General features: G+C 45.7%; 29 protein-coding genes. 20 read left to right on the forward strand and 9 right to left on the reverse strand.

What is annotated here, in order from left to right:
- Nucleotides 1-188: 188 nt before the first annotated feature.
- The 6 genes from K9J17_11545 (at nt 189) to K9J17_11570 (ending at nt 4,047) form a co-directional block, all read left to right on the forward strand.
- Entirely contained in the window at nt 189-1,223 is a 1,035-nt protein-coding gene (locus K9J17_11545; GenBank protein ID MCF8277356.1) for a hypothetical protein, read from the forward strand.
- A 31-nt stretch (nt 1,224-1,254) separates the two neighbouring features.
- Complete coding sequence (locus K9J17_11550; GenBank protein MCF8277357.1) at nt 1,255-1,398, forward strand: hypothetical protein; 144 nt, start codon at nt 1,255-1,257, stop codon at nt 1,396-1,398.
- Nucleotides 1,399-1,524: 126 nt separating this feature from the next.
- Nucleotides 1,525-2,070, forward strand: a complete 546-nt coding sequence (locus tag K9J17_11555) for an inorganic diphosphatase (GenBank protein MCF8277358.1) — start codon at nt 1,525-1,527, stop codon at nt 2,068-2,070.
- Between the two features lie 4 nt (nt 2,071-2,074).
- On the forward strand, nt 2,075-3,007 hold the full coding sequence (locus K9J17_11560; GenBank protein ID MCF8277359.1) for a TerC/Alx family metal homeostasis membrane protein: 933 nt from the start codon (nt 2,075-2,077) through the stop codon (nt 3,005-3,007).
- 80 nt (nt 3,008-3,087) lie between these two features.
- Nucleotides 3,088-3,450, forward strand: a complete 363-nt coding sequence (locus K9J17_11565) for a hypothetical protein (GenBank protein MCF8277360.1) — start codon at nt 3,088-3,090, stop codon at nt 3,448-3,450.
- A gap of 99 nt (nt 3,451-3,549) precedes the next feature.
- On the forward strand, nt 3,550-4,047 hold the full coding sequence (locus tag K9J17_11570) for a hypothetical protein (protein ID MCF8277361.1): 498 nt from the start codon (nt 3,550-3,552) through the stop codon (nt 4,045-4,047).
- A 27-nt stretch (nt 4,048-4,074) separates the two neighbouring features.
- Here K9J17_11570 and K9J17_11575 read toward each other — a convergent pair whose 3' ends face one another.
- From K9J17_11575 to K9J17_11585, 3 genes are all read right to left on the reverse strand, one after another.
- Nucleotides 4,075-4,278 (reverse strand): hypothetical protein, encoded by a 204-nt coding sequence (locus K9J17_11575; protein ID MCF8277362.1) that lies wholly within the window; start codon nt 4,276-4,278, stop codon nt 4,075-4,077.
- Nucleotides 4,279-4,520: 242 nt separating this feature from the next.
- A complete protein-coding gene (locus tag K9J17_11580) occupies nt 4,521-5,150 on the reverse strand; it encodes a hypothetical protein (protein ID MCF8277363.1) in 630 nt (209 codons plus the stop codon).
- A gap of 346 nt (nt 5,151-5,496) precedes the next feature.
- Nucleotides 5,497-5,976, reverse strand: a complete 480-nt coding sequence (locus K9J17_11585) for a hypothetical protein (GenBank protein MCF8277364.1) — start codon at nt 5,974-5,976, stop codon at nt 5,497-5,499.
- A 49-nt stretch (nt 5,977-6,025) separates the two neighbouring features.
- Here K9J17_11585 and K9J17_11590 point away from each other — a divergent pair, with 49 nt between their 5' ends.
- The 5 genes from K9J17_11590 (at nt 6,026) to K9J17_11610 (ending at nt 12,343) form a co-directional block, all read left to right on the forward strand.
- On the forward strand, nt 6,026-7,345 hold the full coding sequence (locus tag K9J17_11590) for a cation:proton antiporter (GenBank protein ID MCF8277365.1): 1,320 nt from the start codon (nt 6,026-6,028) through the stop codon (nt 7,343-7,345).
- Between the two features lie 70 nt (nt 7,346-7,415).
- The gene (gene crtI / locus K9J17_11595; protein ID MCF8277366.1) at nt 7,416-8,912 is read left to right on the forward strand and encodes a phytoene desaturase; all 1,497 of its coding nucleotides are present in this window, start codon (nt 7,416-7,418) and stop codon (nt 8,910-8,912) included.
- Between the two features lie 159 nt (nt 8,913-9,071).
- Entirely contained in the window at nt 9,072-10,814 is a 1,743-nt protein-coding gene (locus K9J17_11600; GenBank protein ID MCF8277367.1) for a tryptophan 7-halogenase, read from the forward strand.
- Between the two features lie 24 nt (nt 10,815-10,838).
- Entirely contained in the window at nt 10,839-11,093 is a 255-nt protein-coding gene (locus tag K9J17_11605) for an acyl carrier protein (protein MCF8277368.1), read from the forward strand.
- On the forward strand, nt 11,090-12,343 hold the full coding sequence (locus K9J17_11610; GenBank protein MCF8277369.1) for a hypothetical protein: 1,254 nt from the start codon (nt 11,090-11,092) through the stop codon (nt 12,341-12,343). Before K9J17_11605 ends, K9J17_11610 begins: the two co-directional genes overlap by 4 nt.
- Nucleotides 12,344-12,363: 20 nt before the next feature.
- Here the strand turns inward: K9J17_11610 and K9J17_11615 are convergent, their stop codons facing one another.
- A complete protein-coding gene (locus tag K9J17_11615) occupies nt 12,364-13,473 on the reverse strand; it encodes a sulfotransferase (GenBank protein ID MCF8277370.1) in 1,110 nt (369 codons plus the stop codon).
- Between the two features lie 50 nt (nt 13,474-13,523).
- Here K9J17_11615 and K9J17_11620 point away from each other — a divergent pair, with 50 nt between their 5' ends.
- The 5 genes from K9J17_11620 to K9J17_11640 all read left to right on the forward strand — a co-directional run bounded on the left by K9J17_11620 (nt 13,524) and on the right by K9J17_11640 (nt 18,473).
- The gene (locus K9J17_11620) at nt 13,524-16,040 is read left to right on the forward strand and encodes a DUF5686 and carboxypeptidase regulatory-like domain-containing protein (GenBank protein ID MCF8277371.1); all 2,517 of its coding nucleotides are present in this window, start codon (nt 13,524-13,526) and stop codon (nt 16,038-16,040) included.
- Complete coding sequence (locus tag K9J17_11625; GenBank protein ID MCF8277372.1) at nt 16,040-16,435, forward strand: rod shape-determining protein; 396 nt, start codon at nt 16,040-16,042, stop codon at nt 16,433-16,435. The genes K9J17_11620 and K9J17_11625 overlap by 1 nt, the downstream gene beginning before the upstream one ends.
- A gap of 238 nt (nt 16,436-16,673) precedes the next feature.
- On the forward strand, nt 16,674-17,060 hold the full coding sequence (locus K9J17_11630; GenBank protein ID MCF8277373.1) for a DoxX family protein: 387 nt from the start codon (nt 16,674-16,676) through the stop codon (nt 17,058-17,060).
- Complete coding sequence (locus K9J17_11635) at nt 17,057-17,509, forward strand: hypothetical protein (protein ID MCF8277374.1); 453 nt, start codon at nt 17,057-17,059, stop codon at nt 17,507-17,509. The genes K9J17_11630 and K9J17_11635 overlap by 4 nt, the downstream gene beginning before the upstream one ends.
- Nucleotides 17,510-17,594: 85 nt before the next feature.
- Nucleotides 17,595-18,473, forward strand: coding sequence for a T9SS type A sorting domain-containing protein (locus K9J17_11640; GenBank protein ID MCF8277375.1), 879 nt, complete (start codon nt 17,595-17,597; stop codon nt 18,471-18,473).
- A 24-nt stretch (nt 18,474-18,497) separates the two neighbouring features.
- Here K9J17_11640 and K9J17_11645 read toward each other — a convergent pair whose 3' ends face one another.
- Genes K9J17_11645 through K9J17_11660 form a run of 4 tightly spaced genes read right to left on the reverse strand, consistent with a single transcriptional unit; the run spans nt 18,498 to nt 22,012 of the window.
- Nucleotides 18,498-19,805, reverse strand: a complete 1,308-nt coding sequence (locus tag K9J17_11645; GenBank protein MCF8277376.1) for a hypothetical protein — start codon at nt 19,803-19,805, stop codon at nt 18,498-18,500.
- A 1-nt stretch (nt 19,806) separates the two neighbouring features.
- Nucleotides 19,807-20,103: a DUF721 domain-containing protein gene (locus tag K9J17_11650; GenBank protein MCF8277377.1), complete on the reverse strand. Its 297-nt coding sequence runs from the start codon at nt 20,101-20,103 to the stop codon at nt 19,807-19,809.
- Entirely contained in the window at nt 20,100-21,071 is a 972-nt protein-coding gene (locus K9J17_11655) for a phosphoribosylaminoimidazolesuccinocarboxamide synthase (GenBank protein ID MCF8277378.1), read from the reverse strand. The genes K9J17_11650 and K9J17_11655 overlap by 4 nt, the downstream gene beginning before the upstream one ends.
- Nucleotides 21,068-22,012 carry a PhoH family protein gene (locus K9J17_11660; protein MCF8277379.1) on the reverse strand — a complete coding sequence of 315 codons (945 nt, stop codon included), beginning with the start codon at nt 22,010-22,012 and terminating at the stop codon, nt 21,068-21,070. Before K9J17_11660 ends, K9J17_11655 begins: the two co-directional genes overlap by 4 nt.
- 124 nt (nt 22,013-22,136) lie before the next feature.
- On the opposite strand from K9J17_11660, the gene K9J17_11665 reads away from it, so the two are divergent.
- From K9J17_11665 to K9J17_11680, 4 genes are read left to right on the forward strand one after another with little or no spacing between them, the layout of a single operon-like run.
- Complete coding sequence (locus tag K9J17_11665) at nt 22,137-22,919, forward strand: SAM-dependent chlorinase/fluorinase (GenBank protein ID MCF8277380.1); 783 nt, start codon at nt 22,137-22,139, stop codon at nt 22,917-22,919.
- Entirely contained in the window at nt 22,916-23,206 is a 291-nt protein-coding gene (locus tag K9J17_11670) for an antibiotic biosynthesis monooxygenase (GenBank protein MCF8277381.1), read from the forward strand. Before K9J17_11665 ends, K9J17_11670 begins: the two co-directional genes overlap by 4 nt.
- Nucleotides 23,207-23,225: 19 nt before the next feature.
- Nucleotides 23,226-25,115 carry a RecQ family ATP-dependent DNA helicase gene (locus tag K9J17_11675; protein MCF8277382.1) on the forward strand — a complete coding sequence of 630 codons (1,890 nt, stop codon included), beginning with the start codon at nt 23,226-23,228 and terminating at the stop codon, nt 25,113-25,115.
- On the forward strand, nt 25,112-25,699 hold the full coding sequence (locus K9J17_11680; GenBank protein MCF8277383.1) for a DNA-3-methyladenine glycosylase: 588 nt from the start codon (nt 25,112-25,114) through the stop codon (nt 25,697-25,699). Before K9J17_11675 ends, K9J17_11680 begins: the two co-directional genes overlap by 4 nt.
- Nucleotides 25,700-25,711: 12 nt before the next feature.
- On the opposite strand, the gene K9J17_11685 is transcribed toward K9J17_11680, so the two are convergent.
- Complete coding sequence (locus K9J17_11685; GenBank protein ID MCF8277384.1) at nt 25,712-26,155, reverse strand: VOC family protein; 444 nt, start codon at nt 26,153-26,155, stop codon at nt 25,712-25,714.
- Between the last annotated feature and the right edge of the window lie 32 nt (nt 26,156-26,187).

A 26,187-nucleotide genomic window follows, 5' to 3' on the forward strand; every position in this document is an offset into this window, starting at 1 on the left:
TATCCCCAAAAACAACCTTGAGCTTCCTTTAATCTAGGTGGAAGCCTCTACGATGAACATCAATTCGACCTCGCACCAACATCTTCCATTTACTGCCTACATTTAAGCGCAGTCTGGTCCTACCTATTCCACTCTGAATAGGACCTCATGCTTGTGAGCATAAATTGCAACTTCCCTTAGACTAGTAGATGAAAACCATTGCCTCCTTTTCCATTCTTGTCATTATGTGCCAAGTAGCATTTTCTCAAAGCAAAGACCAATACTCGTGGTATGAGAATTTCATGCAGGTTTATCCTATTGGAGAGGATTTGAATCTGCGATACATGTCGAGCAATACGAAGTACGAAACCATTCTTTTCGATGGCAATCCTACCATGAAGATCGGTCTGTACAACAATTTCATCAAACGGCTGATGGACAAGAGTAAACTACACTCCATGGCCCAATATGTGTCATTATCGCCTCAGTTGCGGATGTATGCAGAGAAATCGCAACCAGTAAAAATGCCTTCCTATCGCATACTATTAGGAACGCAGCACCTGTTCAGGCTGAAAGTACCAGCCGCTGACATCGCACGTTTTGTTGGATTCTCGCTCGAAAGTGGCCATTACAGCAATGGCCAGTCGGGATGTGCCTTTTCTACTTCAATTAATGATGCTACACCTGCTTGCGATAGTGTCTACGCGCTCATCAATGATCAAACCGACCTTTCAGCCATGCTGAACAGGAAGAACGGCAACTTCTCTACCAACCTTACCGAATTTATTGTCAATTACCGTACGTGTAAGTTGGATAGCGAATTCAGAGCCATACGGGTTCATTCCATCAGTGTGGGCTATATGCTCTATCACAACCGGATGTTCGGCATTATTGACCTTGGAGGTTTTTCTGACAATGACATCAAGATATTCGGAAGGCACCGTTTGTCTGGCATGTATGAGTTTGTGAAAGCGTTTTCGGTGGGAAAGAAACAGTGGTATCAGCGCATCCGCTTAAAGCAACAGTTTGAAGTGATCATTGGTGCTCACCCGCATGTAAATCCACTTCGGATGGAAACATCTGCCACTTACTATCCCATACAGGGCGCCAAGTCGCTAGGTTTTGCGGTGAGCTACATCTACGGGCACGACAACTATAACTACCGCTTTGTAGATGCTGGCCACCAAGCTACTGTTGGCATTTCGTGGGACTTCTTCCCTCCTGTCAAGCTCTCGGGATTGTAAGCGATCATTGAAAGGTATTAGGACCCAGGTAATGGCTTTTAGCGGCTTGCATAGCTCGCAAAAACCTTTGAAAGAAGCAGGCCTTATTAAAGTTCCATTCCGTGAATTTGAGGTTGGCGTTGCCCACCATGGAAAAGATCTGTGGAGCCACGCCATCGCCAAAGGTTTATTTTGAAGGGCATGTAAAGCACTATTCACGTTCAACTAGTTTTGTATCCGAAACATCGAACGGATTTCGATAACCAGACCAGAAGGCCACCTGTTTATCGGCCAAGGTGATTCACAGACTAAGGAATATGAAATGATCTACGATCCAAAAAACCCATGGCATAGCGTGCATCCAGGAGAAGATGCACCGAACATAGTAACAGGCATTATCGAAATCCCAAAGGATTCGCGGGCCAAGTACGAACTGGATAAGGACACCGGAATGCTCAAACTCGACCGTGTGCTCTTCTCCTCCATGTATTATCCTGCCAATTACGGCTTCATCCCACAAACGTATTGCGATGACAATGACCCTTTGGACATTCTTGTGCTATCGCAAATAAGCATTGTGCCCCTTTGCTTGGTATCTGCCAAGGTGATCGGTGTGATGCAGATGCTTGATGGTGGTTCGGCCGATGATAAGATCATTGCCGTTGCCAACTACGACATGAGCGTAAATCACATCAACGACATATCGGAACTGCCTTCGCATTTCCTTCGCGAATTGAGGTTCTTCTTTGAGCAATACAAGAAACTGGAAAACAAGACCGTGGCGGTAGAAGATTTCCAGAATGCCGAAGCTGCCCGAAAGGTTATTGAGAAGAGCCTACTGGATTATAAGGACCTTATAGCGTCTTGAAACGTTGAATTTCTGGATCATACTCATTACCTACCTATTGGCCCTCCTGGCTTTCGACTTTCTGGTATTACACCGGAAGAATAAGCTGGTAACCATGCGCAAGGCGGCCTTGGAAACGGTCTTCTTTGTGCTAAATGCGTTGGCCTTCAGTGGCATTGTCTATTGGCGATACGATTCGGGCAGCATGGGAACGCTCGATGGCCTATCGGGGAGTAATGCGGTGGCCAAGTACATTTCGGGCTATCTGATTGAACTTTCATTGAGCGTTGACAACCTCTTTGTGATGGCCATGATCTTCGCGTCTTTCAAGGTTCCATCACAATACCAGCACCGTTTACTTTTCCTTGGTATTCTGGGTGCGTTGGTTTTCAGGGCGCTGCTTATAAGTGTTGGGCTCACCCTTATTGAAAGTGTGAAAGGAATAGGCATTGTCTTTGGCCTTTTTCTACTCTATACCGCTTTCAAGACCTTAAAAAGCGAGGCCGACCATGAGGAAGTGGAAGAACCGAAAGGCATTTCAAAGTACTTCCGATTCCGTCATGTGGATGGCGGAAAGTTCATTACCCGTAAGGATGGAAATCTGGTATTCACCTCGCTGTTCGGGGCGCTCATCAGCATTGAATTCAGCGACCTGCTCTTTGCCCTCGATAGCATACCGGCCATCTTTGGCGTTACCACCGATCCGTTCATTGTCTACAGTTCCAACATCTTTGCCATCATGGGCTTGCGTTCGCTCTATTTCTTCCTTGCAAGCATGCTCGATAAGTTTGTTTACCTGAAGTACAGTGTCTTTGCCATTCTCGTTTTTGTCGCAATCAAACTGATGACAGCCGAATTCTATCAGATGCCCGAATGGTTTTCGCTCCTCTTCATTTTCCTTTCGTTGGCCATTGGGATTTACGTCTCATTGTCGCGCCACAAGTCCGTTGACCCTTGAGCAAGTATCTACCTACTTCGTAAAAGGAAATATTTTGTGGCACTGGAATAATGGAACCAGAGCCACTCTAATTTTGCCCCGTGAAAAACGCGGTTAGAACCGTACTTATTGGCTTGACCTTGGCTCTCTATCTACTTGCCATCGGCAGTGTGGGTATACGCACTGCGGCAAGTAAAACTACTGCCCCTTCTACCTCTTCCTCAGAATACGCCTTCACGCTGGCGCAAGGGATCAACGGCATCCAAGACCATTTTATTTCCGTTGAAACGGGTACGATAGGAGCGCTGGTCAGACTGAAGATATCTACCTCTTATTTAAACCTAAGCTGTGCGCTAGAACAGGCCTTGGACCAACAAGCGTTTCGAGGGTTCACATTATCAGCGGACGTCTCGCTTCAGCCCCGTTTAAGACAGCTCATCTTTCCCTTTCATTCCTTCTGGTAAACCGTTTGTGTAAGGCATTGACCGTTTAGGTCAAACGTAAATTTTTAGGATGCGATAAATCTATCGTGTCTATTCAGCATACACAAAAACGAAATTAAAATGAATATAGGAATGATTGTTTTGGGTAGCGTATTGGTTGCCATCTGTTGCCTGCCCTTCGTGGCAGTGAACATATCAAGAAATAAAGTAAAGAAGCATATGATGCAATTGCTTTCCGACCTATTAAGGGAGAATAATGGCACTGCTTCTAAGGTGGAGTACCTCGGAAAAATGTCCATAGCCTTGGATGAAAATCACCAGTTATTGTTCTTCATAAAACAGCACAACGACCGCTGCGAAAAGGTTGTGATAAGCTTGAACGACCTGAGGTCATGCAGACTTGAAAAGGATAGCCGCACAGTGACAAGTGATGGTGGAAATTATCAATTGCTCGAATCGTTGGTGCTGCACTTCGCATCCATGTCAAAAGACAAGTTGAATGTGCGGATATCTGTATTCGATATAACCGAAGACCTGCATTTGAATGGCGAATTGCAATTTGCAGAACGATGGTCGGCCATTATTGACGACCAGCTTCGGTTGGGAGTTAGGAATTAGCACCAAGATAGTAGGCCGCTATTAGCCCTACTCTACCCGTATGCCTTGGCTATTGGCAATACATTCGTTGCAGTAGGTCTTGCTATCGCAACCCGTTACACCCGGGCAATCTGCCGTGCAGTCTATCAGGTAGAATTGTTCTTCTAATTCCTTATCGTAGCAGTCTTTTTTGCAGGCTGTGAAGGTGATGCCGATCACCGCGGCCATTAGGAAAAGTGAATTTCGGTTCATGTAAAGGGGCTTTTTCAGGTACGGATTACGAAGCAAGGGTTCGTTTATTGTGTTTTTTAAAAGGTTTGAAAGGCAGACTTTCCAAGCATACGTTAAAATCAGATAAATGATGATGGATCTTTATTAAAATTCTTCTCTTGATATCAGTTTGCCGTGTTCGTATTCCTCCCTGTACTTTGGTTTAAAGGGGTAACTGTAATATTCCGTGTAATAGCCGTGTTTTTTACCGTCCTCGTATACTGTCACACTGTATATAGTGCCATTTGTGTAGAACTGCGTCTGCTTCTGTGGGCCAATCCGTTCGCCATTTCCATGGTTTTCACCAGAGCACCTTTCTCCTCATCATACATGTAAATGGTTCCGTGTTCTTTTCGTCTTCGCTCCTGCCAAGTGGCACCTATACCCCCATTCTTATAATACTCGGTATGCTCCGTCAGGTAATTGGTAGCCACATTGCAAGGCTCACCAATGGGTAGGAAATCTATCCGCTTAGCTGGGTTTCCATTCTTGTAATAGTACTTGGCGGTACCAATGGCTCGGTCGTCTGTCGGATGGCCGTTAAAGCGTATCCTTGTTTGGCTAGTGTCTTTTAAAAGCCATGTGCCCTCGAACTGTATTTGCCCATCGGCATAGTAATCCTTGATCACATAAAGCAAGTCTTTAAAGGTGCATACCCGATAATAGCTGTGTTTTTTCTTATTGCATAGCTCCCACTTCTTGTCAAAATATAACGTATCTGCAAGGGGCGTGCTTTGGGCACGTACCACTACACTTACTACCGTAAATATCACCACAAGAACCACTGTCAGGGCAATACCGATGCCAGATGGACCATCATGTTGACGGGTCGGGAATTGGCCAAAAACGTTCATCCTATTTCTATTAATCCTCCGCTTAATGCTAACTGACATTAACGGAAATGCTAATGTAACAAGCTTCTTACATTTTTGCAGTACTTTATTGCTTGCTGTGATGCTAGAGGTTTAAGTTTAGAGAAATGAAGGGATGCTTGTCTACTGAAAAGCCAAGCGTGCGTTTGACTCAAAAATCACTAAAAACAGTTCAAATGGCCACATTGGAAAGCTCCCCGCCATGGGCCAGAACCGTGAAATATAATCATCCCAACGTCTTGACATCTACACCCCTTGAACTGAAGGCCGCTAGCGAGGAAGAACAACTAAAGCCCAATGTCGCACGTAGAGCGTTTCTAAAAAAAATCTAATTCCCCTCTCCAGCAAGAATCTGAACCGATAAGGCAGTAAGCTCTCCTTTCAAACTTGCATCTTTTCGGCCTTGGGTTTTTATATTCTCAAATACAACCGTGGCACCGTCTTGTAGCGTGGCAAAGGTTTTTTTCATCTCATCGGTCATCCGATTGCCTTTAGCAGAAAACACCTTATCTGCCACATGCACTTCAAAGGAACTTACCTTATAAACCAAATTGCATGGCTCATCGACCAATGCCAACGAATCCGCCCCCATCAGCAAAGCGGATGTTCCCACCTCAATGAAAGGTAGATCGTTGATAGTGGCCATAGACGAGGCGCAATCTTGCGCATTCGAAACCAATGCAACGGCAAACAAACTGATAACAATGGCCAATTTCTTCATGGTGTAGCTGATTAATCTAAAGACATACGTTTGCGCTACCCCAAGGTTACGCAGGTCCCATTGTAAGAATGACAGATCGATAGTCATCAAGTTGTTGAACTAATTCGCATCTTGTAGCTTTCTCAAACACTCGGAATTGACAACAGCCATCATCATCACCCTTTGTTCGCTGCTTTTGGTGGCCTACGTTTTTGCGCTCACCTCTGCCAAGACCAAGATTCCATCGGTACTGTTGCTGCTTATTTTGGGATGGGCTGCCAAGCAAGCCACCGTGTTCCTACATATTCAATTACCTGATTTCAACCCGGCATTGCCCGTCATTGCCACCATCGGTCTGGTTCTTATTGTGTTGGAAGGTTCTTTGGAACTGAAAGTAGACAGAACGAAGATCGGGCTCATCACCAAATCGTTTTTCGGTGCCCTCATTCCCATCATTCTTCTTGCCGTAGTTATCGCCTACGGGTTCCATTACTTGGGTGACTATGACCTTCGTCTGTGCTTCATCAACGCCATTCCGTTTTGCATCATTAGCAGTGCCATCGCTATTCCAAGTGCTGTGAATCTGGATGCGGAAACCAAGGAATTCGTCATTTATGAAAGCAGTCTTTCAGACATATTGGGTGTGCTCATTTTCAATTTTCTTCTCCTTAATAAGGTCTACGACCAATTCACTTTCCTCCATTTCGGACTGCAGATATTGCTCATGCTGGTCATCTCCATTGCAGCAACCCTTGCCTTATCGTTTCTGCTTGCACGCATTACCCATCATGTCAAGTTCGTTCCCATTATCCTGCTAGTGGTACTGCTTTATACAGTGCTCAAGGAATATCATCTTCCAAGTCTGATATTCATTCTGCTGTTCGGCTTGTTCATTGGGCATTTGCATAAGTTCAAGGATCATCCCTGGGCAGCAAAGCTGATTCCTTACGATCCAGAAAAGGATGTGGAACTGTTCACCGTACTCACAATCGAAGGCACTTTCCTTATCCGTTCCTTATTCTTCTTCGTTTTCGGATTTCTGTTGGAAACGTCCGAACTTACTGACATCGATTCAGGGCTTTTAGCGGTTACAATGGTCTGTCTTTTCATGATTGTTCGGATCATTCAACTGGCCATTTCCAGACTACCCCTTGCTCCTCTCCTATTTGTAGCTCCTCGTGGGCTCATCACCATTCTGCTTTTCCTTTATATCACGCCTGCAGAAAGTATTGAACTGGTAAACCGCTCGCTTATCATTCAGGTAATTGTTCTCACTGTATTGGTCATGACCTTTGGTATGATGGCCAGCGGCTCCAGTAAAAAGACGGAACTAGAACCTGCGATGGCAGATGATGCTCCTTCAGAAAACCCGATCGATGAGCAGCTACCCGAAGCCATTTCGCAAGTAGCGGAAGAACCAGATGTTCAAACTACGGAGGAGATTCCAGATGCTACCGATCCAACGGAAGATAAATAGCAAGGTTTTCAGCGGAACGATACGCTTCTCACTCCTTCTTCCGAATATTACAGCCTGAAACACGCTTGGATTGAAAAAAGCAAGGACATGTGCAGTGGTGGGTTCGGGTATTGCCGGTCTGGCCGCTGCCATCCGTTTGGCAAAGCAAGGCTTTGATGTGACCGTGTTTGAAGCCAATGCCACAGCTGGTGGCAAAATGAGTGAGTTGAAAGCCAATGGCTATCGCTTCGATAAAGGCCCAACCGTACTCACCAAACCCGAATATGTAGAGGAATTGTTTGCGCTTTGCGGCAAGTCCATCACTGGCAAATGGAGCTACACGGCTGTGGAACCCATTTTCCATTATTTCTTTGATGATGGCACCGTAATACGTTCATCCAAAGACCAACGGAAATTTGCAGCAGAGGTTGAGGCGAAAACCAACGCATCGGCCAGTTCTGTGCTCGATTTCCTCAAGCAATCGGAGACAAAGCATGAGCTCACAGACGAGGTTTTTCTGCAACGCTCGCTTCATAAATTCAAGAATTACCTCAACTGGAGCACGCTTCGTGGTGTGCTCAACTTTGCCAAGGTGGATGTGTTCCGTTCGATGAACAAGGCCAACAGCAAGCAGTTTGCAGACCAGAAAGTGGTGGATATCTTCAATCGCTATGCGAGCTACAACGGTTCGAACCCTTACCTCGCTCCTGCTACACTGAATGTGATTGCGCATTACGAGATCACCCTCGGTACGTATTTCTCCGAAGGTGGCATTCATCGCATCATTCAGGTTTTGCAACAATTGGCCGAAGAAATGGGCGTCAAGTTCCGTTTCAACACGCCTGTTCTTGAGTTACTCACCGAAGCAAAACAGGTAACTGGCATCCGAACCAAGGAAGGAAAAGAAGATTTTGATCTGGTGGTAAGCAATGGAGATGTGTATAACACGTACAAGCGGCTGTTGCCGAATTCAGTGGCGCCAAAGCGTTTCATTGAACAACCACGCTCCAGTTCGGTTATTGTCTTCTATTGGGGTATGGACAGAAGCTTTTCTCAATTGGGCGTGCACAACATGTTTCTGACGAATGATTCCAAGAAGGAATACGAACATCTGTTCACACATGGAACGCTCTACAATGACCCTACGGTTCACCTCACTATCAGCAGTAAAATGAACGCGAAGGATGCGCCTGAAGGACACGAAAACTGGGCAGCGCTCATTTCTGTTCCGCACGATACAGGGCAAGATTGGGATGCGCTGGTTTCTTCTTCGCGCAAGCGCATCATCCGTAAGTTGAATGCCATTCTTAAAACAGACATCGAAGCGAATATCGTATTTGAAGATGTGCTCGATCCGCGGAAAGTGAGCTCGGAAACAGGTGCTGCCTTTGGAGCTGTTTTCGGTAATAGTTCGAACAGCATGTTCTCCGCATTTCTGCGTCATCCGAACTTCTCTTCCGATCTGGAAAACCTCTTTTTCTGCGGGGGAACAGCTCATCCTGGTCCTGGCATTCCATTGTGTCTGCTTTCGGCCAAAATTGCCAGCGACCTGATACAGGAGAAATTCAGGCCAACGAACGAAACATGATTTAAGCCACAGATTCACTGATTATCACGGATATTACACAGATGAGAAAAAACAGTGACATCAGAGGAAATCTGTGAATCTGTGGCTATTTCATGTCAAGACAACATCTTGAAATCATTCAATATCGACCTTCAACATCATAAGCAATACCTTTAGGCCATGGCCAGAGTCAACAATCAAAACCAACCATATCATGTGGTGGTCTGCGGTGGCGGATTGGCGGGATTGACCCTTTCACTGCAACTCAAAAAACTGCGACCTGAACTTCAGGTAACCGTCATCGAGAAAACCACCCGCCCCCTGCCCGATGCTGCTCACAAGGTGGGCGAATCGACTGTGGAGATCGGGGCGCATTACTTCGGAGAAGTGCTCGGGCTGAAGTCCTATCTGCAACAGCATCAAATGCCCAAACTGGGTCTGCGCTATTTCTACGGAGGTGGAAAGTTGCCATTGGAGCAACGTCCCGAATTGGGCACTAGCATGTATTCGCCCGTTCCTTCCTATCAACTCGACCGCGGCACTTTTGAATCGGACCTTCGGGAGATGGCGTTAAAGGCTGGTATACAACTGCTTGAAGGCGCTTCGTTGGAGGATATTCAGTTCGCGGAGATTGGAGAAAAGCATCAGGTAAATTATTCCTTGAACGGGAAAAGCGGAAGCGTTTCGGCAAATTGGGTAGTTGATGCCATGGGGCGAAGAAGATACCTGCAGACCAAGTTCGGACTGAAGAAGGAAAGTCTGCACTCAGCCAGTGCTGTCTGGTTCAGGATAGAAGGACAAGTGTCGGTCAATGATCTTGTTCCTGCTTCAAACACCGACTGGCATCAGCGAAATATTGAAGATCGCTACCTCTCTACCAATCACCTCATGGGTCATGGTTATTGGGTCTGGCTCATTCCACTGGCGACTGGAAATACAAGCATCGGAATCGTAACGCAGAACGACATTCACGATTTCGCGGCCTATTCGCGTTCGTACGAAACCAGTTTTCAGTGGCTCCAAACGCACGAACCTCAACTTGCCAAGCATCTAGAAGAACAAGGGCCCATCGACTTCCGAAAGATCAAGAACTATAGCTACGGTTCAGAACAGCTTTTCTCTGAAAACCGATGGAGTTGCGTGGGCGAAGCTGGGCTCTTCTCCGATCCGTTTTACAGTCCGGGTTCAGACACCATCGCCATTACCAATACCTACACCTGCAATCTCATTCTTTCCGATATGAATGGAACGTTCAGCAAGGAAATGGTCGATCTGTTGAACCATGAAGTGCTTGACGTGCGTTTCCCCGATCAGTTGAGCTATTTCATTAATGGTTACCACACCTTCGGAAATACGGCTGTGGCGGCCACCAAATTCCTGTGGGACACGATCTACTACTGGCGCGTGTATTCGCATCCATTCCTCTGCGGATTTATGGGCGATACGGAGTTTATTCGGATGTATGCGGAAAAGGTGAAGCAGCTTTCTGTTGTCAATCGCGCCTTGCAGGCTGAGTTCAGAACATGGGCTGAAGCAACGGAAGACGCGCATCATTTCGAGTTCTGCAATTTGGCCATCAAACGGCTTTTCATCGAAAGCGCCATCGGACTGATGACCCGTCCAAAGAAGGAAGACTACCATCGTTATTTGGATGAACAACTGGCATTCTTCACGCAGATAAGCGAGGCGCTTAGAGCCAACGCTGCCGGGCGTTCCGATCTGAAAGCCTTCGAACCATTCCATGCTTTTTATGGCCCGATTTCGGAAGCAGAAAAGAAGAAGAACCGCACCAATCAGCGCATTGCCAAGATTGGAAATGGCGCGCTGCTCTACTCCTTCCGCGCGTTCTACTTGCGACTTTTTGTTCAAGGAAAAAACCAAGTACATGGACGTTCTTTCCTTCGGATGCTCTATTCGGAATAACAACGGTTAAATTTGCCGTCAAGCATGGCATATACTCAAAGTCAAATTCAAGACGAGCTCCACTCCTACCTGTCCAAACGCTTTTTGGCTAAGGGCGTGCAATTGGATGCTGCCCTTCCCTTTGCCGACTTCGGCATCGATTCGATGACCGTGGTGGAACTTGTGATGCACATTGAAGAGAAATTCAGTATAGAGATTCCTGCCGATCAGCTGACTGGAGACAATCTCAAATCGCTGGAATCGTTGGTAAACTGCGCAATGGCTAATCAGGCCAAATGAACTATCCAAGCCTTTCCGGTTCCGATTACTTCCACCTCCTTGTGGACCGAAAAATGCTGCGGAATGGTCTGGTTGGGAATATCTCGCGGATTCATTTGGAACTGGATTCGGATGCAAACCTCCTTTTAATTGCTGAACGCTTGGACCAAAATCAGGTACTCAACACGGTTGGGCAACTGAAAGTGGTTCATCGGTGGCCATTGCTGCCCAAGTGGGATGAGGAAAAAGGAAAAAGGAAAAGTGTCCTCGTTCAGTTTAACATGTCAAATTCGGAATTCAACGCTACCGTTCTCAATAGAAAAGTTGACAACGATAACGGCTTAGTGTTTATCGACCTATGTGAATTGGAAGACGGTACAAAACACATGGTCATTTCCATGCATCACGTGCTTTTCGACCATCAAGGCATGATGAATTTTCTGCATTCGCTGGCAGAGCCTCATGCTGAGTTTCCGTTGTTTCCGGCAAAAGAACCCTCCTCTTTTTGGAGAAAGTTAAGTAGTGGGCATTACATGACCGTCTATATGCTTTGCAGAAGCAGCGGCCAACTTGGCACCTTGATCGGTAAACATGTAAAACCGAAAGAAAGACCTAAATTCAAGTTAATCCACTTCAATAAAGAAGAAACAGCAAGCATAGAAGCGAATGCTTGGAAAGCAGGTTCACGCATCGGACAGAGCGCGTTCTACTTATCGGCCACTGCGAAAGTCGTAAACGAAACCCTCTGCAAGCGAGGCGATGAACCACCGTATCTCTGGTTCTCGGTACCGCACAACAACAGACGAAAAGGAACGCTTGGACACTTGGTTTCCAATCAACTTAGCTTCCTGTTTTTCCGCCTACATAAGGAGGATCTGACTGAAATCACCAGCTCTGTTTCATCCATCAACTACCAACTGAAACAACAGCTCAAAGCACGAATCATCGAGCGCTATTCCGAGCTTCAGGATGCCTTGCGCAGGATGCCGCTCTTCATTTACGAGGGCATGGTTGATCTTGCTTCCAAAGGTAAAATGTCCAGTTTCGGCTACTCAGATCTTGGTGAGCAGAAAACAATTGTGAAGGATTTCCTCGGAGCAAAAGTGCTGCGGATGCATCACTATCCGCCTGTTCCATCACCTCCCGGATTCAATGTGATCGCTAGTAAGAACAATGGTGAACTAGCGTTCGTATGGGCTTATTTTGATGAAGCCTTGAACCAAAAGGAGATTGAAGAAATGGAGATTTCGTTCCGAAAAACCCTTCTGTAGCGGTTTGCCGTGACAAACCATTACAAGTAACCTAACTCATTGAATACAAGACCCCAAGCGATACGCACCTCTTCCATTTGTTTGGGGTCGTAATCATACTTATTGGTCTTGTAGCCCTCATAGCTTTTCACTTCGGCTTTGATGAATGGCGCAGCTGCTTCAAAATCGAATCCGAGCGTTTGGTAAGCTCCTTTAAGCGTTTCCATTTCATTACCAATAAGCTCTTCGTATTTGATCTCTACTAGATTTCCTTCAGGAATCAACTTTCTCGTTTCAAAGTACCTTAAGAACGTTTCTCGGTATGACTTTATGATGAAATCGTTCACCACCTCTTGCGGCCAATGCTGCAAAGCCACCAAAGGGAGCGTAATCGCATAAAGCCGTTCAGTGGAGAAATAGACTCGGTACGGATCTCTGTAGATGTGAATGAACTTGGCATCGGGAAAAACCTCCAGAATGGCTTCAATTCTCGAGAGATTCTCTGGCGCCTTGATGATCAGTTGCTTGCCACCGTGTTTTAACGTCAGCTTTTGCATGAAGTACTTGAATGCTGATTGCCACTCCTTTTTCGCTTCAGCATCATCAAACATTACAAATTGTCTGAATGACCAGTACATGATCTTTGGAAACATGTAGCCTGGTAGCATGCTTGCCCAACTCATATTTCCGATGGAATACTCTGGTTCTGTGGGCATATCTACGCTTAGGCGAAGATTGTCCATTGGACGTTTTTCCGGCACGCGGTTTCCGAGCATGCGCTGCAGCATCTTCTCAAATGAGAGGTATAACCAAGGCATGAAACTTTCCTTTACGGACAGGAAGGCAAACTGCGGATCGCGGCCAAGCAGGTAGTGCAGATACGTGGTTCCGCTACGCTGATGACCAAGTATAAACACAGGTGCTTTCACTTCCGTTTCGCGGATTTGCTTATCCCATCTCAACCGCTCCCACCAAATGAGCGGGGTAAAAAGCACGATCAAGAGTGTGATGACGATACATTTAGGAATGAAACGCCATTCAATTTGAGCACGATAACGCCAAACCATTCCCAGCCAAGTGCTCAGGTTCGCTCCCATCACCGTAGGTGCAGAGAAATCGAAATGACTTTTAGGTCCGATGATCTTGTTCAAATGAAAGGGCTCTCGTGCTCGTTTTCTAACTTGGCGGCAAATATGCGGAATTGACCTCTAAGACCTCCATAAAGACTACTCCGCATGTGCTAAGATTCGCGTTTTTCATTTTCTCATTTTTCCTTTTCTCGCTCCAAGCATCAGCTCAGCGAACCCGCATTTTCGGTTCGGTGACTGATGCCAAGACAGAACTTCCACTCCCTTTTGTGAACGTTTTCTTTCAGAAAAGTACGATTGGAACGGTCAGTGATTCGCTTGGGAATTTTGTGCTTGAAACCAATCGGAATTTCGATTCTCTGACCGTTTCATTGATCGGCTATCGAAGCCAAACCTTGGCCGTCAATCGAGGTGTGACGGAGGAAATTGAAGTTCAACTTTCACCATCTTCCTTCGAACTCGGAATGGTTGACGTGCGACCAGGCGAAAATCCTGCATTCAAAATCCTTCGGAAGGTGATTGCCAATAAACCGATCAACACGCCTGAACGATTGGAATCCTACGAATATGAGGTTTATCACCGTGTGCAGTTCGACTTGAACAACTTCACAGAGAAGATCAAGAAAAACCTCTTCTTGCGTCCGTTCGATTACATGTGGGAGAACACGGATACCACCGAAGATGGTGTGAATTACCTACCGATGCTTCTTACCGAAAGCAGCGAAGAGCATTTCTATCGCAAGAAACCTTATTCCAAAAAGAAGGTCATCAATGGACAGCGCACCTTCAAATTCTTTCAGGCACCAAAGATCATGGAGTTTGTGCAGGATATGTACATCGACCCGAACATCTACGACAATTACGTGATCATCCTCGACCGTAGTTTCCCGAGTCCGATCAACGATTTCTACAAGCGGAATTACAATTTCGTGTTGGATTCGGGCATTCACAACATCAACGGGTTTCCGAGCCACCACATCTTTTTCAAACCAAAAGGCAAAAGCGATGTGGCCTTTACGGGCGATATGTACATCGATACTGTGAGCTATGCCGTGGTGCAGGTTGACCTGGAATTCAGTGTAGAGGCTAACATCAATTTTGTGCGGAACTATTGGATTCAGCAGAACTATTCGTTCGTAGATGACAAGCAATGGTTCCTTACCAAAAGCCGCGTGATCGGTGATTTCACGGTGATTGAGAACGACAAGGATATGACCGGTTTTTTCGGAAAGAAGACAACCGAATTGCGCAACATCAAGATCAACGAGCCTCGAAATGCAGGCTTCTACTCTACCATCGACCCAGTAATTGTGGCCGACAGTGCCAATATCCGCGATGAAGCTTTTTGGAACGAGGTCAGACGAGACACTTTTAGCACAGAGCAGCAGAATCTGGTCTCGATGATCGATCGTATGAACCACGACAAGAAGTGGAAATTGCTTATTGGCGGACTGAAACTCTTGGCCGAAGGTTGGATTCCGTTCAGACAGATCGATATTGGAAACGTATTCACTTTCTACAGTTGGAATCAATACGAACAGTCGCGCGTGAAACTTGGTTTTAGAACCAACGACTTTTTCAGTGATCAGGTGAAACTGAGTGGCTACCTCGCTTACGGCATTGGCGACCAACGTTTCAAAGGTGGTGGCGAAGCGGCTTTCATCTTTCCCGGAAAGCTAAGTAAGCGTTGGATTTTCGGTGGCAAATACCGCAACGATCTTTTCCAGCAAGGGCGAAGTCAGAACATGCTGCCCTTGGATCAAGTGTTGACCTCTTTCGTACGCATCAGCGGATCCGAAAAACGAAGTATGCTAGAGAGTTACAGCGTCTATCTTGAACGCCAATGGTTCACTGGTCTTTCTTCACGCTTGTCAGTTTTCAGAGACAATTACAGTCCATTGGGCAATCCATTCCGAATGAGATCTGCAGGCGACACGCTGAACTTGGAAGGATATTCAACAGCTGGATTCAAGTTCAATCTTCGCTTTGCTTGGGGCGAGGATAAGCTGCCTGCAACTTTCGATCAAGTTGATGGGCCATTCTTCTTCCGCAAGTACCCGATGGTTTCGTTGGAAGCGGCTGTTGGCATCAAGGATTTTCTCGGTTCGCAGTTCAATTATCAGCAATACAAACTAAAACTAGAATACCAACTGCGCGCCAACAAGGCCGGTTACCTCAATATTTTGGCCGAAGGTGGTCTCATCAACGGTTATCTTCCATATCAACTCCTGCACGTTCCCGATGGCAATCCGTTGGTGTTCAACGATGATCACGGTTTTAACCTGATGAACTACATGGAATTCGTTAGCGACAAGTATGTTTCATTACAGTTGGAACATCATTTCAACGGCTTGCTGTTCAACCTTATTCCCGGTGTTCGAAAACTCAAACTGCGGTCCTTACTGATCGGAAAACTCTACTACGGAGGACTCACAACTGACAATCTGAACGGCAAATACATTTTGGCCGATGGAATGACCAACACACGGATTCCTTATGTAGAAGTTGGTTTCGGTATTGAGAACATCCTCAAAATATCGCGTATTGATTTCACTTGGCGGGTTACGCAACTTGGCAATTCAAATACCCTGGGTTTTATCGTAAAGCCGAGTTTTTACTTTCGCTTCTGATGATTGGATTATTTAAACCTGTAGTCTACTATATTCAATTTCGTTTCAATGAAATTGAAATCAAAAATCTGGAAAGTGGTAGAAGTCTTAAACGAACCGCCTCTGTGCCATTCTCAAATCAACGGATGATTCTTGCAGAATTTGAAATCGCTCGTGAATTATTAAACTCAATGATTGTAGAAGTTAAGAGCCATTTGAACCCATTGAGAGAAGTGACAATGGTTATGCATGTGGTTGATGAAATTCCTGATGGTTGGGCTGATGTTGAAAAGCGTGCGTATCGAGATCTTGCTGAACAAACAGGAGCAAGAACAGTGCTGTTGTCCGAGTACAAAGGATCTTTGAGTGATAGCATCATTATGGAAGGAATCAAGAAATCCAATTGGAAGTTTTAGAATTAGCAATGGAGCTTCTACCCATCCAACGTCAAAGCAAACAAAGCCTTTTTCGGCAATCCGAATGTGAAAGAAAATCAACAGCTTTCGGTCGGGTATTCTCAGGTCATAAGATTCAAACATCCTTGGCTTTATCGTGAAGCCGAGTTTTTATTTCAGGTTTTAGATGTGAGTGTCGCTTGGCCAACACCACCGTAGATTGAGTCACAATTAGCTTTGGAGTTCAGAACCAAACGACATGATCAAATACTTCTTACTGGCCTTACGCATTGCGGTCGCAGTCATTCTCGTACAGACTCTTCGTTTCAAATTCACCGCACATCCTGATAGTGTCTACATATTCACGCAGGTCGGTCTTGAGCCTTACGGCAGAGTTGGCATTGGCGTGCTGGAACTCATTTCAGCCATTCTCATCTTGATTCCAAAAACGGTTTGGGCTGGCGCTGGACTCACAGTTGGCATCATTGGTGGAGCCATCATGATGCATCTCACCCAATTGGGAATCGACATCAATGGAGATGGTGGCTCGCTTTTCTATTTGGCACTTATTACCGAAATCCTTTCGATTACCGTTTTGTTCTTTTATCGAAAGGACATTCCGAACATTGGCAGCAAACTCCCATGAGACCAATCCTGTTCATCCTCGCATTCATCTCGCTCGGTATGCTCGAAACCTATGCGCAGAAACCGTTTTACAATACCGAAGATGGCTTGATAGCCCAAGGCTATGATGTGGTGGAATACTTCAAGGGAAAAGCCATGGAAGGTTCCAATAAGTTCAGTGTAAAACATGATGGCGTGACATTTCAATTCTCCTCTGATGAAAACACGAAGAAGTTCGTTTCGTCACCCGAAAAGTACATTCCACAATATGGTGGCTGGTGTGCTTACGCGATGGGCGCCAAGGGCGAAAAAGTGACCATCAACCCTAAAACCTTTGAGATTCGCGATGGGAAGTTGTACCTGTTTTACAATGCTTTTTTCAACAATACCTTCGAGAGTTGGAAGAAAGAAGGCCCAGATAAGCTTCGAAAGCAGGCTGATGAGAATTGGAAAGCAACCAAACACCAATAGCGCTTTTCTGGACAGTTATACATTCAACTGAGTTGAGTGTAACATTTTCCTAAGCAGATTTAATGGAGTGCTTAATTTTAATGGCATGAAAAAACTCCTAATCCTTTCCGTATCTGTCTTGTTATTCGTAAGTCTTCATGCTCAGGTTCCTTTCCCAACGGATGGCGCCATTTGGGTGAACACGGAATACACTTATTCGTTCAATCCACCCAATCCTATTCCAGATTCGTACTTGAATGATGTGGACAATTACTGTGTGAACGGTCAGGACACGACCATTCAAGGTAATGATTACACACAGGTTTTCTTCTGTGATGATGCATATAAAGGCGCGCTACGCGAGGTGAACAGCGCTGTTTATTTCGTTCCTGCTGATTCAACTGATGAATACTTACTGTATGATTTTGCCGCACAAGTGTCGCAAGTGCTGGAGAACGTATACGTAGGAAACCATAATGATGAATCCTTTATGCTTCAGGATTTCACTGTGCAGCAAATAGGCACGGAAATCATTGGTGGAGTGACCAGACGCGTGGTTTGGGCCGATAACTTTCGCTGGATTGAAGGAATCGGATGCGAAACAGGTCTTTTCATGGAACCATGGACCAACGTATCGATGTATGCAAATTTCCTTGAATGCATGAGCGTGAATGGAACAACACTGTTTCCAGTTGAAGGAAATGGAGCCTGTCCGTTGACGGTTAGCGTAAAGGAAACTGCCAACTCTGAAATCTCGCTTCGTGTTTATCCAAATCCAACTGCTCAATCGGTGATGGTGGAATTCGGAGAAGCTCAGAATGATGCTAGCATTACCGTTTACAACGTGGCAGGACAGCAATTACAGGCAATTGATGTGGAAAATGTGGATAGGGCAACTATCAATTTGAAAGATCATGGAATGTACTTCCTCACCGTAAGCACATCCAACGGGTTACGAAAAACCTATCGTGTCGTCCGGAACTAGAATTCAGCGTGCGATTTCTTTATATCAGAACTTGTCGAGTCCTGAACCTTTCTGCATCACCTTAACGAGTTTTCCGTTATCGTATTTAGCACGATAGGAAATGTTGCCGTCCATATCCCAATAGGTGTTGGTTCCGCTCAGTCTTCCTTCATGATAAGTGATGCTGAACCATTTTGCGCCATGCTCATACCACGCTTGAGAAAGACCTTCCAGCTTTCCGTCTAAGTAGGTCAGCTCCTGAAATTTGAAACCGTTGGAATAGAAGAGCTTCCAAAGGCCATCCTTCTCCCCTTTCTTGTAATTCCCTTCAGCCCGTAATTCCCCTGTTTCGTGCCATTCGATGCTGTGGCCGTCTTCCAAGTCATCCGTGTAAGCCTTATCGTATTGCTTGTTTCCGTTCGGATACCATAGCAAGGCTTTGCCATTTTTCTTTCCATTCTTGTAAACGACCTCAAACTTTGGTTCGCCACCTTCAAAAAAACCGACCCATTTTCCGTGCATTTCGCCTTCCACGAATTCTCCGGTTTCCTTCACTTGTCCGTTCTTGTACCACGATGTCCAAACACCAGTTTCCTTATCGTTCAGGAATGCTCCTTTGCTGTACACTTCTCCAGTTTCATAAAAACGGTCCCAGAAACCTGTCTTCAGACCATCTTCGAAATGCCCGTTCTTCCATTTCGTGCCTTCCAATTCGTAGTTATAAACCCACTCACCTTCCAATTTGTCGTTTTTGAAAAGGCCTTTGCTTCCCAACATTCCATTCTCGTAAAAAAACTGCCACTCACCATTTCGCTTGTCCGAGGTGAAAGGTCCTTCCATTTCAACCTTTCCGTTCTCATAATACCATGTGAATTTACCTTCCTTGTTGCCGTCAGCGAAATTGCCGGTCATGCTCAATTGACCGTTCAAATGCCATTGCTCTTCCTTGCCTTGTTGCTTTCCGAGCTTGAAATTCACCTTACGTTTTACCTGCCCCGTTTTGTAGAAATATTCCCACAATCCGTTCTTTTCGGTATCCTTTAGCGAACCTTGAAACTCCACTTTTCCATCAGGAAAATAGCTTACGTTTTTCCCGTTTTCAATTTCCTGATCGCTCATCAATTGACCATCTCGGTACCAACATTTCCAACGGCCGGTTTTCTTATCATCCTTGTATTTGCCTTCGCAGAAAGGCTTTCCATCATCATAAAAGCTCTTCCAAACGCCTTGCTTCAGGTTATCCACAAGTTTGCCTTCTTCCTTTACTGTGCCATTTGGCCACAATTCCCTGAAATCATCCTGTGCCATTGCCAACAGCGGCAACATGAACAATAGGGTCAAAAAGTTTCTCATATCACTTCATTATAATTTCCAGAACCAGCTCTTCGCCAAGTTCCTTGTTCATATTCTGTATGATGCTTGCTTTTGCAAACGACAATTCATTTCTGAGTACCGAGCTATCCAATTTCACTTGCAATATCCCATTTCGGAAATAAAGGCTGGTAGTTCTGTTCTTGACAGAAGGGCCCAAAAGGGCGCCCCAAAGATGCGCTACACGCGTTTCCTTGGCCTTGTCGGCCGCAGGATGTTTGGCCAACCAATCATCGATGACTTCCTTTAAGGGTTGCTGATTGGAGAGTCGCTTCCTCATCCTTTAAATCCGTTTAAGAATGATTTCACGTTCTGCTCGATGCGATCTGTAATGCTTTCTGAAACGATCGGCTCAAATTTTTGTCCAACGATCATTTCGTACAATTCGATGTAACGCGAAGAAACCGTCTGAACGAATTCATCTGGCATAAAAGGCATTTGTTGGCCTTCCAAACCTTGGAATCCATTTTCCATCAACCATTCGCGCACAAACTCCTTTGAAAGCTGTTTTTGAACTTCGCCTTTTGCCTGTCGTTCCGCGTAGCCATCCGCATAGAAATAGCGCGAACTATCAGGTGTATGAATCTCATCTATTAGGATTATTTCGCCATTTCTATTCCCGAACTCATACTTTGTATCAACCAGTATAAGTCCTTGTGCAGCAGCCATTTCTGTTCCTCGCTGAAATAGTTTTCTGGTGTAGTTTTCCATCACTTCATATTCCGCTTGCGGGATGATGTTCTTGGCGATAATGTCTTCTCTCGATATATCTTCATCATGACCTTCTTCCGCCTTGGTTGCAGGCGTGATGATCGGTTCTGGAAAGCGGTCGTTCTCCTTCATTCCATCAGGCATTTGAACACCACAAAGGATGCGTTTCCCCGATTTGTATTCGCGCCATGCATGCCCTGCCAAATAACCACGGATAACCATTTCTACCCGATATGGTTGGCACTTGAAACCAGCCGAAACCACTGGATCGGGCGTGGCGGCCAACCAGTTTGGAACGATGTCTTTTGTTGCATTCAGAAAAGTGGCGGCAATCTGCGTCAGCACTTGTCCTTTAAAAGGGATTCCCTTCGGGAGAATGTGATCAAATGCAGAGATGCGATCGCTGGCCACCATCACCAATAGATCTTCGCCTATTGAATACACATCACGCACTTTTCCCTTATAGACATGGGTTTGTCCAGGGAATTCAAAATCTGTTTTTGTTAAGGTTTCTGGAAGTTTCAAAGCTTCATTCATTTTTCGTCCGACTTAGCGTAAATGTCCACAATTCTTTTAACCAACGGATGGCGCACAATGTCCGATCCGCCCAATTCTATGAAGGAAATTCCTTTTACTCCGCTCAACATATTCCATGCATTTCGAAGTCCACTCTGTACCTTTTTTGGAAGGTCGATCTGGGTCACATCGCCTGTAATAATGAACTTGGCCGAGTTTCCCATTCGTGTCAGGAACATGCGTGTTTGTGCATCGGTAGCATTCTGTGCTTCATCCAAAATAACAAACGCATGATCGAGTGTTCTTCCGCGCATAAAACCAAGAGGTGCGATCTGAATCACGCCAGTTTCGAGGTATTGGGCCAACTTTACCGGAGGCAACATGTCCATCAACGCATCATAAAGCGGTTGCAGATATGGATCCAATTTCTCTTTCATATCGCCTGGCAAAAAACCAATGCTCTCTCCTGCTTCCACCGCTGGTCTGGTAAGAATGATCCGTTTCACCTCTTTCCGCTTGAGGGAACGGACAGCCAATGCAACAGCCGTGTAGGTTTTTCCTGATCCGGCAGGGCCGATAATGAAGATCATATCGTCCTTATCTACTGCACTTACAATCTTCTTCTGATTGGGCGTTCGCGCTTTTATCAGGTTTCCCGCAGGACCGTAAACCAGAACAGAATCGTCCAATTTCTCTCCTTCGTGATGTGCTTCGCTTAACAACAAGCGTTCGATTTCGAGAATTGGAAGTGTTCCGAATTTCTTGAAATGACCTTGAAACTGCTTGAAACGCTGTTCAAATTCCTCTACCGAATCTTCATCTCCTATCAGTTTAAGTTCCTGACCGCGCGCAATCAGTTTCAGCTTTGGAAAATACTTGGCAATGGTCTTGAGTTTCCGCTCATTCACCCCAAAGAACTCTAACGGGGGAATCGGTTCAATACTGAATGTCTTTTCGCTCAAGAAGCCTTCAAATTAAGGTGTTTCAACTTTTGGTGCGTGCTCTTATTATGTAGATTTGGAACGCGTACAAAGTAACGCAAATTGCCCTCAGAACTTACTCGAAGATCAGCCATTTAACCAACAGATGTCGATAATAACCCTTACCACGGATATGGGTCTGCGCGATCATTATGTTGGTGTTCTGAAAGGCACCATCTACAAGCTATTTCCCAACGCCAAGGTCATCGACCTATCGCATCAGGTAAAGTCGTTCTATGTGCCCGAAGCGGCCATGATCGTTCGTAATTCCTATGCAGATTTCCCGAAAGGAACGGTGCATTTGATCGGAGTAAGTCCGAACAGAACCGAACGCATCAACCATTTGGCGGTTGAGTTTAAAGGGCAATATTTCATTGGTGCAGACAATGGCATGTTTCCGCTCATTTTCGACCGTCCGCCTACACGGATCTTCGATCTAAGTCTGATCACACAGACAGCCACTTCGGTCATTTTCCCAAGTCGCGACATCTTTGCCATTGCCGCTTGCCATTTGGCGCAAGGCGGAATCATGGAGATTCTTGGAAGACCAGCCGACATCATCAACGAAAAAACGGCTTTTGTTCCTGTCATTGATGGAAAAACCATCCGAGGTTTGGCCATTCATGTGGATGTTTACGGAAATGTGATCACCAATATTGACCGAACGCTTTTTGGCACTGTTGGCCAAGGCCGTCCGTTCGAAATCCGTTTCCGTAAGGAACAGCACGTCATCAATCGCATTTACGATTCGTATGAAGATGTGCCACATGGAGAAAAAATGGCTTTATTTGGAGCTTCAGGACTTTTAGAAATAGCAATCAATCGTTCAAATGCATCTCAACTTCTTGGGGTTAAGCATGAGGACGTCATTAGCATAACATTCAGATGATCATTCGCATCGTACAACTCACATTTCAAGAACATTTGGTTGATGAATTCATCAAAACGTTTGAAGTGAATAGCCAAAAGATCCGTGCATTCGAGGGCTGCCACGGAGTTGAACTTGTTCAGGACATGTATCGCCCTTACGTGTTTTTCACACTCAGTAAATGGGAAAGCGAAGAAGCGCTAAACGCATATCGCGAATCGGATCTTTTCCGCAACACATGGAAAGTGACCAAATCACTGTTCTCTGTTCCAGCCCACGCGTGGTCAACCACTGATACGGGGAAATAGCCGCTTATCTTTGGCGTAGATGAATCCCACGCCAGAATCCATTCTCAAGAAATATTGGGGCTTCGATGCCTTTCGTGCGCAGCAGCGCGAGATCATTCAAGAAGCGTTGGATGGTAAAGACGTGCTCGCATTGCTCCCAACGGGAGGCGGTAAATCCATTTGTTTTCAAGTTCCAGCGCTTTGCAGGGAAGGAATCTGCGTGGTTGTTTCCCCGCTTATTGCGCTGATGAAAGATCAGGTGGAAAACCTGAAAAAGAAGGGCATCAATGCCATGCTTTTGCATTCAGGCATGCACTTTTCGCAAATAGATGCCGCGCTCGACACCTGCGTTTATGGCGATGTGAAATTCCTATATCTGAGCCCAGAAAGACTGCGGAACGAAATGGTTCAGGTTCGACTGCAGAAAATGAAAGTGAACTTGCTGGCAGTGGATGAAGCGCATTGCATCTCGCAGTGGGGCTATGATTTCCGTCCGCCCTATTTGCAGATAGCCGAAATCAGGCAATTGATGCCAAAGGTTCCGGTGTTGGCTTTGACGGCCACCGCCACACCTAAAGTGGTGGAAGACATTCAGGAGAAACTGGAGTTCAAAAAGAAGAATGTTATCCGGAAATCCTTTGCACGCGAAAACCTCTCGTACATGATCTTGCGCGAAGATGACCTGAAGGGACGCATGCTGCGTATTCTATCCAAAACGCCTGGTAGCGCCATCATCTATGTGCGCAACCGAAGACGGACACAGGAACTTGCGCAGTTCCTGCAAACGCAGGGCGTATCTGCTTCATTTTACCATGCTGGACTTTCGTTTGACGAACGACAAACACGGCAGAACGATTGGATCAACGACAACACACGCATTATTGTTGCCACCAATGCCTTCGGAATGGGCATTGACAAACCAGATGTGCGCGTGGTGATCCATCTTGGTTTTCCAGACAGTTTGGAAGGCTATTTTCAGGAAGCCGGTCGTGGTGGTCGCGATGGAAAAGAGAGTTATGCGGTGGCACTGGTCAATCAACATGACGTTACAGAACTGGAACAAAAACTGCTGCACGCTTTCCCAACACGCGAACGGATCAAAGAGGTTTATTATTCCATTGGAAGTTCGCTGCAATTGGCCGAAGGAAGTGGCGAAGACGAATGGTTCGACTTTGATCTTCCTAAACTGGCGGAACGATACAAATGGAAGCCCAAAGAGATCATGGAAGCCGTTTCATTCTTAGAAAAGGCCGACCATCTTATTCTTGCTGCCAGCTCAGATCCCCGCTCCACATTGAAAATTCTTGTGAACCACGATTCGCTTTACGACCTCGAAATGCGCAATCCAAAAGTGGGACGTTTGACCAAGATTCTGCTTCGCTCCTACGGAAGAATGTTTGAGGAATTTGTTCCGATAAACGAAGAACTCGTTGCCAAACGTTCTGGCTATTCTACCGAACAAGCAGTGGCCATTTTGCACAAGCTTCACAAACTGGAAGTGTTGGATTATCGCCCATCAAGCGGACTTCCGAAGCTGAATTTCGTAGGAGGTCGTGTCCGTAAGCAGGATATCCATATTTCAAAAGAAGTCTACGAACTGAGAATCGGCCTCATTCAAGAACGCATCAGCGCAGCGCTGCATTTTATGCAAAGCGACAAGGTCTGCCGTAGCCAGATGCTACTCAAGTATTTTGGCGAAACGGATAGCAAGAGCTGTGGCAAATGCGATGTGTGCCGCGGGCTTTCTAAGATTGATTTCTCGCAAGAGGACATCGATCTAGTGAAATTGAATGTGAGCGAAGAAATCAGTATTCTCGAACTATTTGAAAAGCTAGAAAAACCAGAAAAGGATGTGCTGAAAGCGCTTCAAATTCTGTTAGATGCGAACGAACTGGTCTACCTCATGAACGGAACGGTTGGTCCGATATGAAAAAACTGCCTACCCATTTTTACGACCGGGAAGATGTGGTGCTGATTGCTCAGGAACTCATCGGCAAAGTGCTTTGCACCAACGTTGACGGCATAGTCACAAAAGGAATCATTACCGAAACGGAAGCTTATGCGGGTGTGGTAGACAAAGCTTCGCATGCCTTTGGTGGCAAACGCACCGATCGCACCGAAATCATGTTCGGAAAACCAGGCATCTCGTATGTTTATCTATGCTATGGAGTGCATTCGCTGTTCAATGTAGTGACGAACAAAAAAGACATTCCACACGCAGTGCTCGTTCGTGGAATCCATCCTTTGGAAGGAATTGAAGCAATCGTAGCACGAAGAAAAACGAAAGAACCCTTGCACCGAATTGCCGATGGGCCGGGTAAATTGAGTAAGGCCTTAGGCATCGAATTCCGTCAGCACAATAACCTCGAACTTTCGGGAGATTCCGTTTGGATAGAAGACCATGGCATCGCGGTCAACCCGAATGAAGTTACCATTGGACCTCGCATTGGGGTTGACTACGCAGGCGAAGATGCCCTTCTGCCCTATCGCTTTCTATGGAAACGTGCTAACTGAAGTTGACAGCTATCAGTGGCTTTCTTCGCTAGCCACTGGTTCCCAAAGTTCTATCTTATTGCCATCTGCATCCATAATGTGCACAAATTTGCCATAGTCGTACGTAGCAATACTGTCTACAATGGTCACACCGTTTTCTTTGAGTTTTTCCAAGAGTGCTTCCAAATGCTGCACACGGTAGTTGATCATGAACTCTTTTTCGGATGGCGCAAAATAATCGCTGCCTTTCTTGAAAGGATTCCATTCAAGGGTATTGATCTCTTCAGGTCGTTCAAGACTTCTCGATTCAAAACTCGATGAACCCCAATCGTTGATCTTAAGGCCCAAATTCTTGGCATACCATTCTCTCGTTTCCTTCGGATTATCTGAAAAGAAGAAAATACCACCAATGCCCGTCACTCTTGGCGTGGTGTCTATGGTTGAAGCGCTTTCAGTTTGATCCTTTTGGTCTTCCATGTTCTGGGTCTCTTTCGTTATTGGTTCGCAGC

The sequence above is a fragment of the Flavobacteriales bacterium genome, assembly GCA_021739695.1.
GTDB lineage: Bacteria > Bacteroidota > Bacteroidia > UBA10329 > UBA10329 > UBA10329.

Bases quoted from the DNA above. Each gene is read 5' to 3' on its own strand.
- K9J17_11570 (MCF8277361.1), top strand. From the start codon at position 3,550: ATGAATATAGGAATGATTGTTTTGGGTAGCGTATTGGTTGCCATCTGT.
- K9J17_11610 (MCF8277369.1), top strand. From the start codon at position 11,090: ATGAACTATCCAAGCCTTTCCGGTTCCGATTACTTCCACCTCCTTGTG.
- K9J17_11675 (MCF8277382.1), top strand. From the start codon at position 23,226: ATGAATCCCACGCCAGAATCCATTCTCAAGAAATATTGGGGCTTCGAT.
- K9J17_11585 (MCF8277364.1), bottom strand. From the start codon at position 5,976: ATGACTATCGATCTGTCATTCTTACAATGGGACCTGCGTAACCTTGGG.
- K9J17_11575 (MCF8277362.1), bottom strand. From the start codon at position 4,278: ATGAACCGAAATTCACTTTTCCTAATGGCCGCGGTGATCGGCATCACC.
- K9J17_11680 (MCF8277383.1), top strand. From the start codon at position 25,112: ATGAAAAAACTGCCTACCCATTTTTACGACCGGGAAGATGTGGTGCTG.
- K9J17_11550 (MCF8277357.1), top strand. From the start codon at position 1,255: ATGGCTTTTAGCGGCTTGCATAGCTCGCAAAAACCTTTGAAAGAAGCA.
- K9J17_11545 (MCF8277356.1), top strand. From the start codon at position 189: ATGAAAACCATTGCCTCCTTTTCCATTCTTGTCATTATGTGCCAAGTA.
- K9J17_11600 (MCF8277367.1), top strand. From the start codon at position 9,072: ATGGCCAGAGTCAACAATCAAAACCAACCATATCATGTGGTGGTCTGC.
- K9J17_11630 (MCF8277373.1), top strand. From the start codon at position 16,674: ATGATCAAATACTTCTTACTGGCCTTACGCATTGCGGTCGCAGTCATT.
- K9J17_11635 (MCF8277374.1), top strand. From the start codon at position 17,057: ATGAGACCAATCCTGTTCATCCTCGCATTCATCTCGCTCGGTATGCTC.
- K9J17_11645 (MCF8277376.1), bottom strand. From the start codon at position 19,805: ATGAGAAACTTTTTGACCCTATTGTTCATGTTGCCGCTGTTGGCAATG.
- K9J17_11640 (MCF8277375.1), top strand. From the start codon at position 17,595: ATGAAAAAACTCCTAATCCTTTCCGTATCTGTCTTGTTATTCGTAAGT.
- K9J17_11670 (MCF8277381.1), top strand. From the start codon at position 22,916: ATGATCATTCGCATCGTACAACTCACATTTCAAGAACATTTGGTTGAT.
- K9J17_11665 (MCF8277380.1), top strand. From the start codon at position 22,137: ATGTCGATAATAACCCTTACCACGGATATGGGTCTGCGCGATCATTAT.
- K9J17_11555 (MCF8277358.1), top strand. From the start codon at position 1,525: ATGATCTACGATCCAAAAAACCCATGGCATAGCGTGCATCCAGGAGAA.
- K9J17_11580 (MCF8277363.1), bottom strand. From the start codon at position 5,150: ATGAACGTTTTTGGCCAATTCCCGACCCGTCAACATGATGGTCCATCT.
- K9J17_11655 (MCF8277378.1), bottom strand. From the start codon at position 21,071: ATGAATGAAGCTTTGAAACTTCCAGAAACCTTAACAAAAACAGATTTT.
- K9J17_11605 (MCF8277368.1), top strand. From the start codon at position 10,839: ATGGCATATACTCAAAGTCAAATTCAAGACGAGCTCCACTCCTACCTG.
- K9J17_11625 (MCF8277372.1), top strand. From the start codon at position 16,040: ATGATTGGATTATTTAAACCTGTAGTCTACTATATTCAATTTCGTTTC.
- K9J17_11685 (MCF8277384.1), bottom strand. From the start codon at position 26,155: ATGGAAGACCAAAAGGATCAAACTGAAAGCGCTTCAACCATAGACACC.
- K9J17_11650 (MCF8277377.1), bottom strand. From the start codon at position 20,103: ATGAGGAAGCGACTCTCCAATCAGCAACCCTTAAAGGAAGTCATCGAT.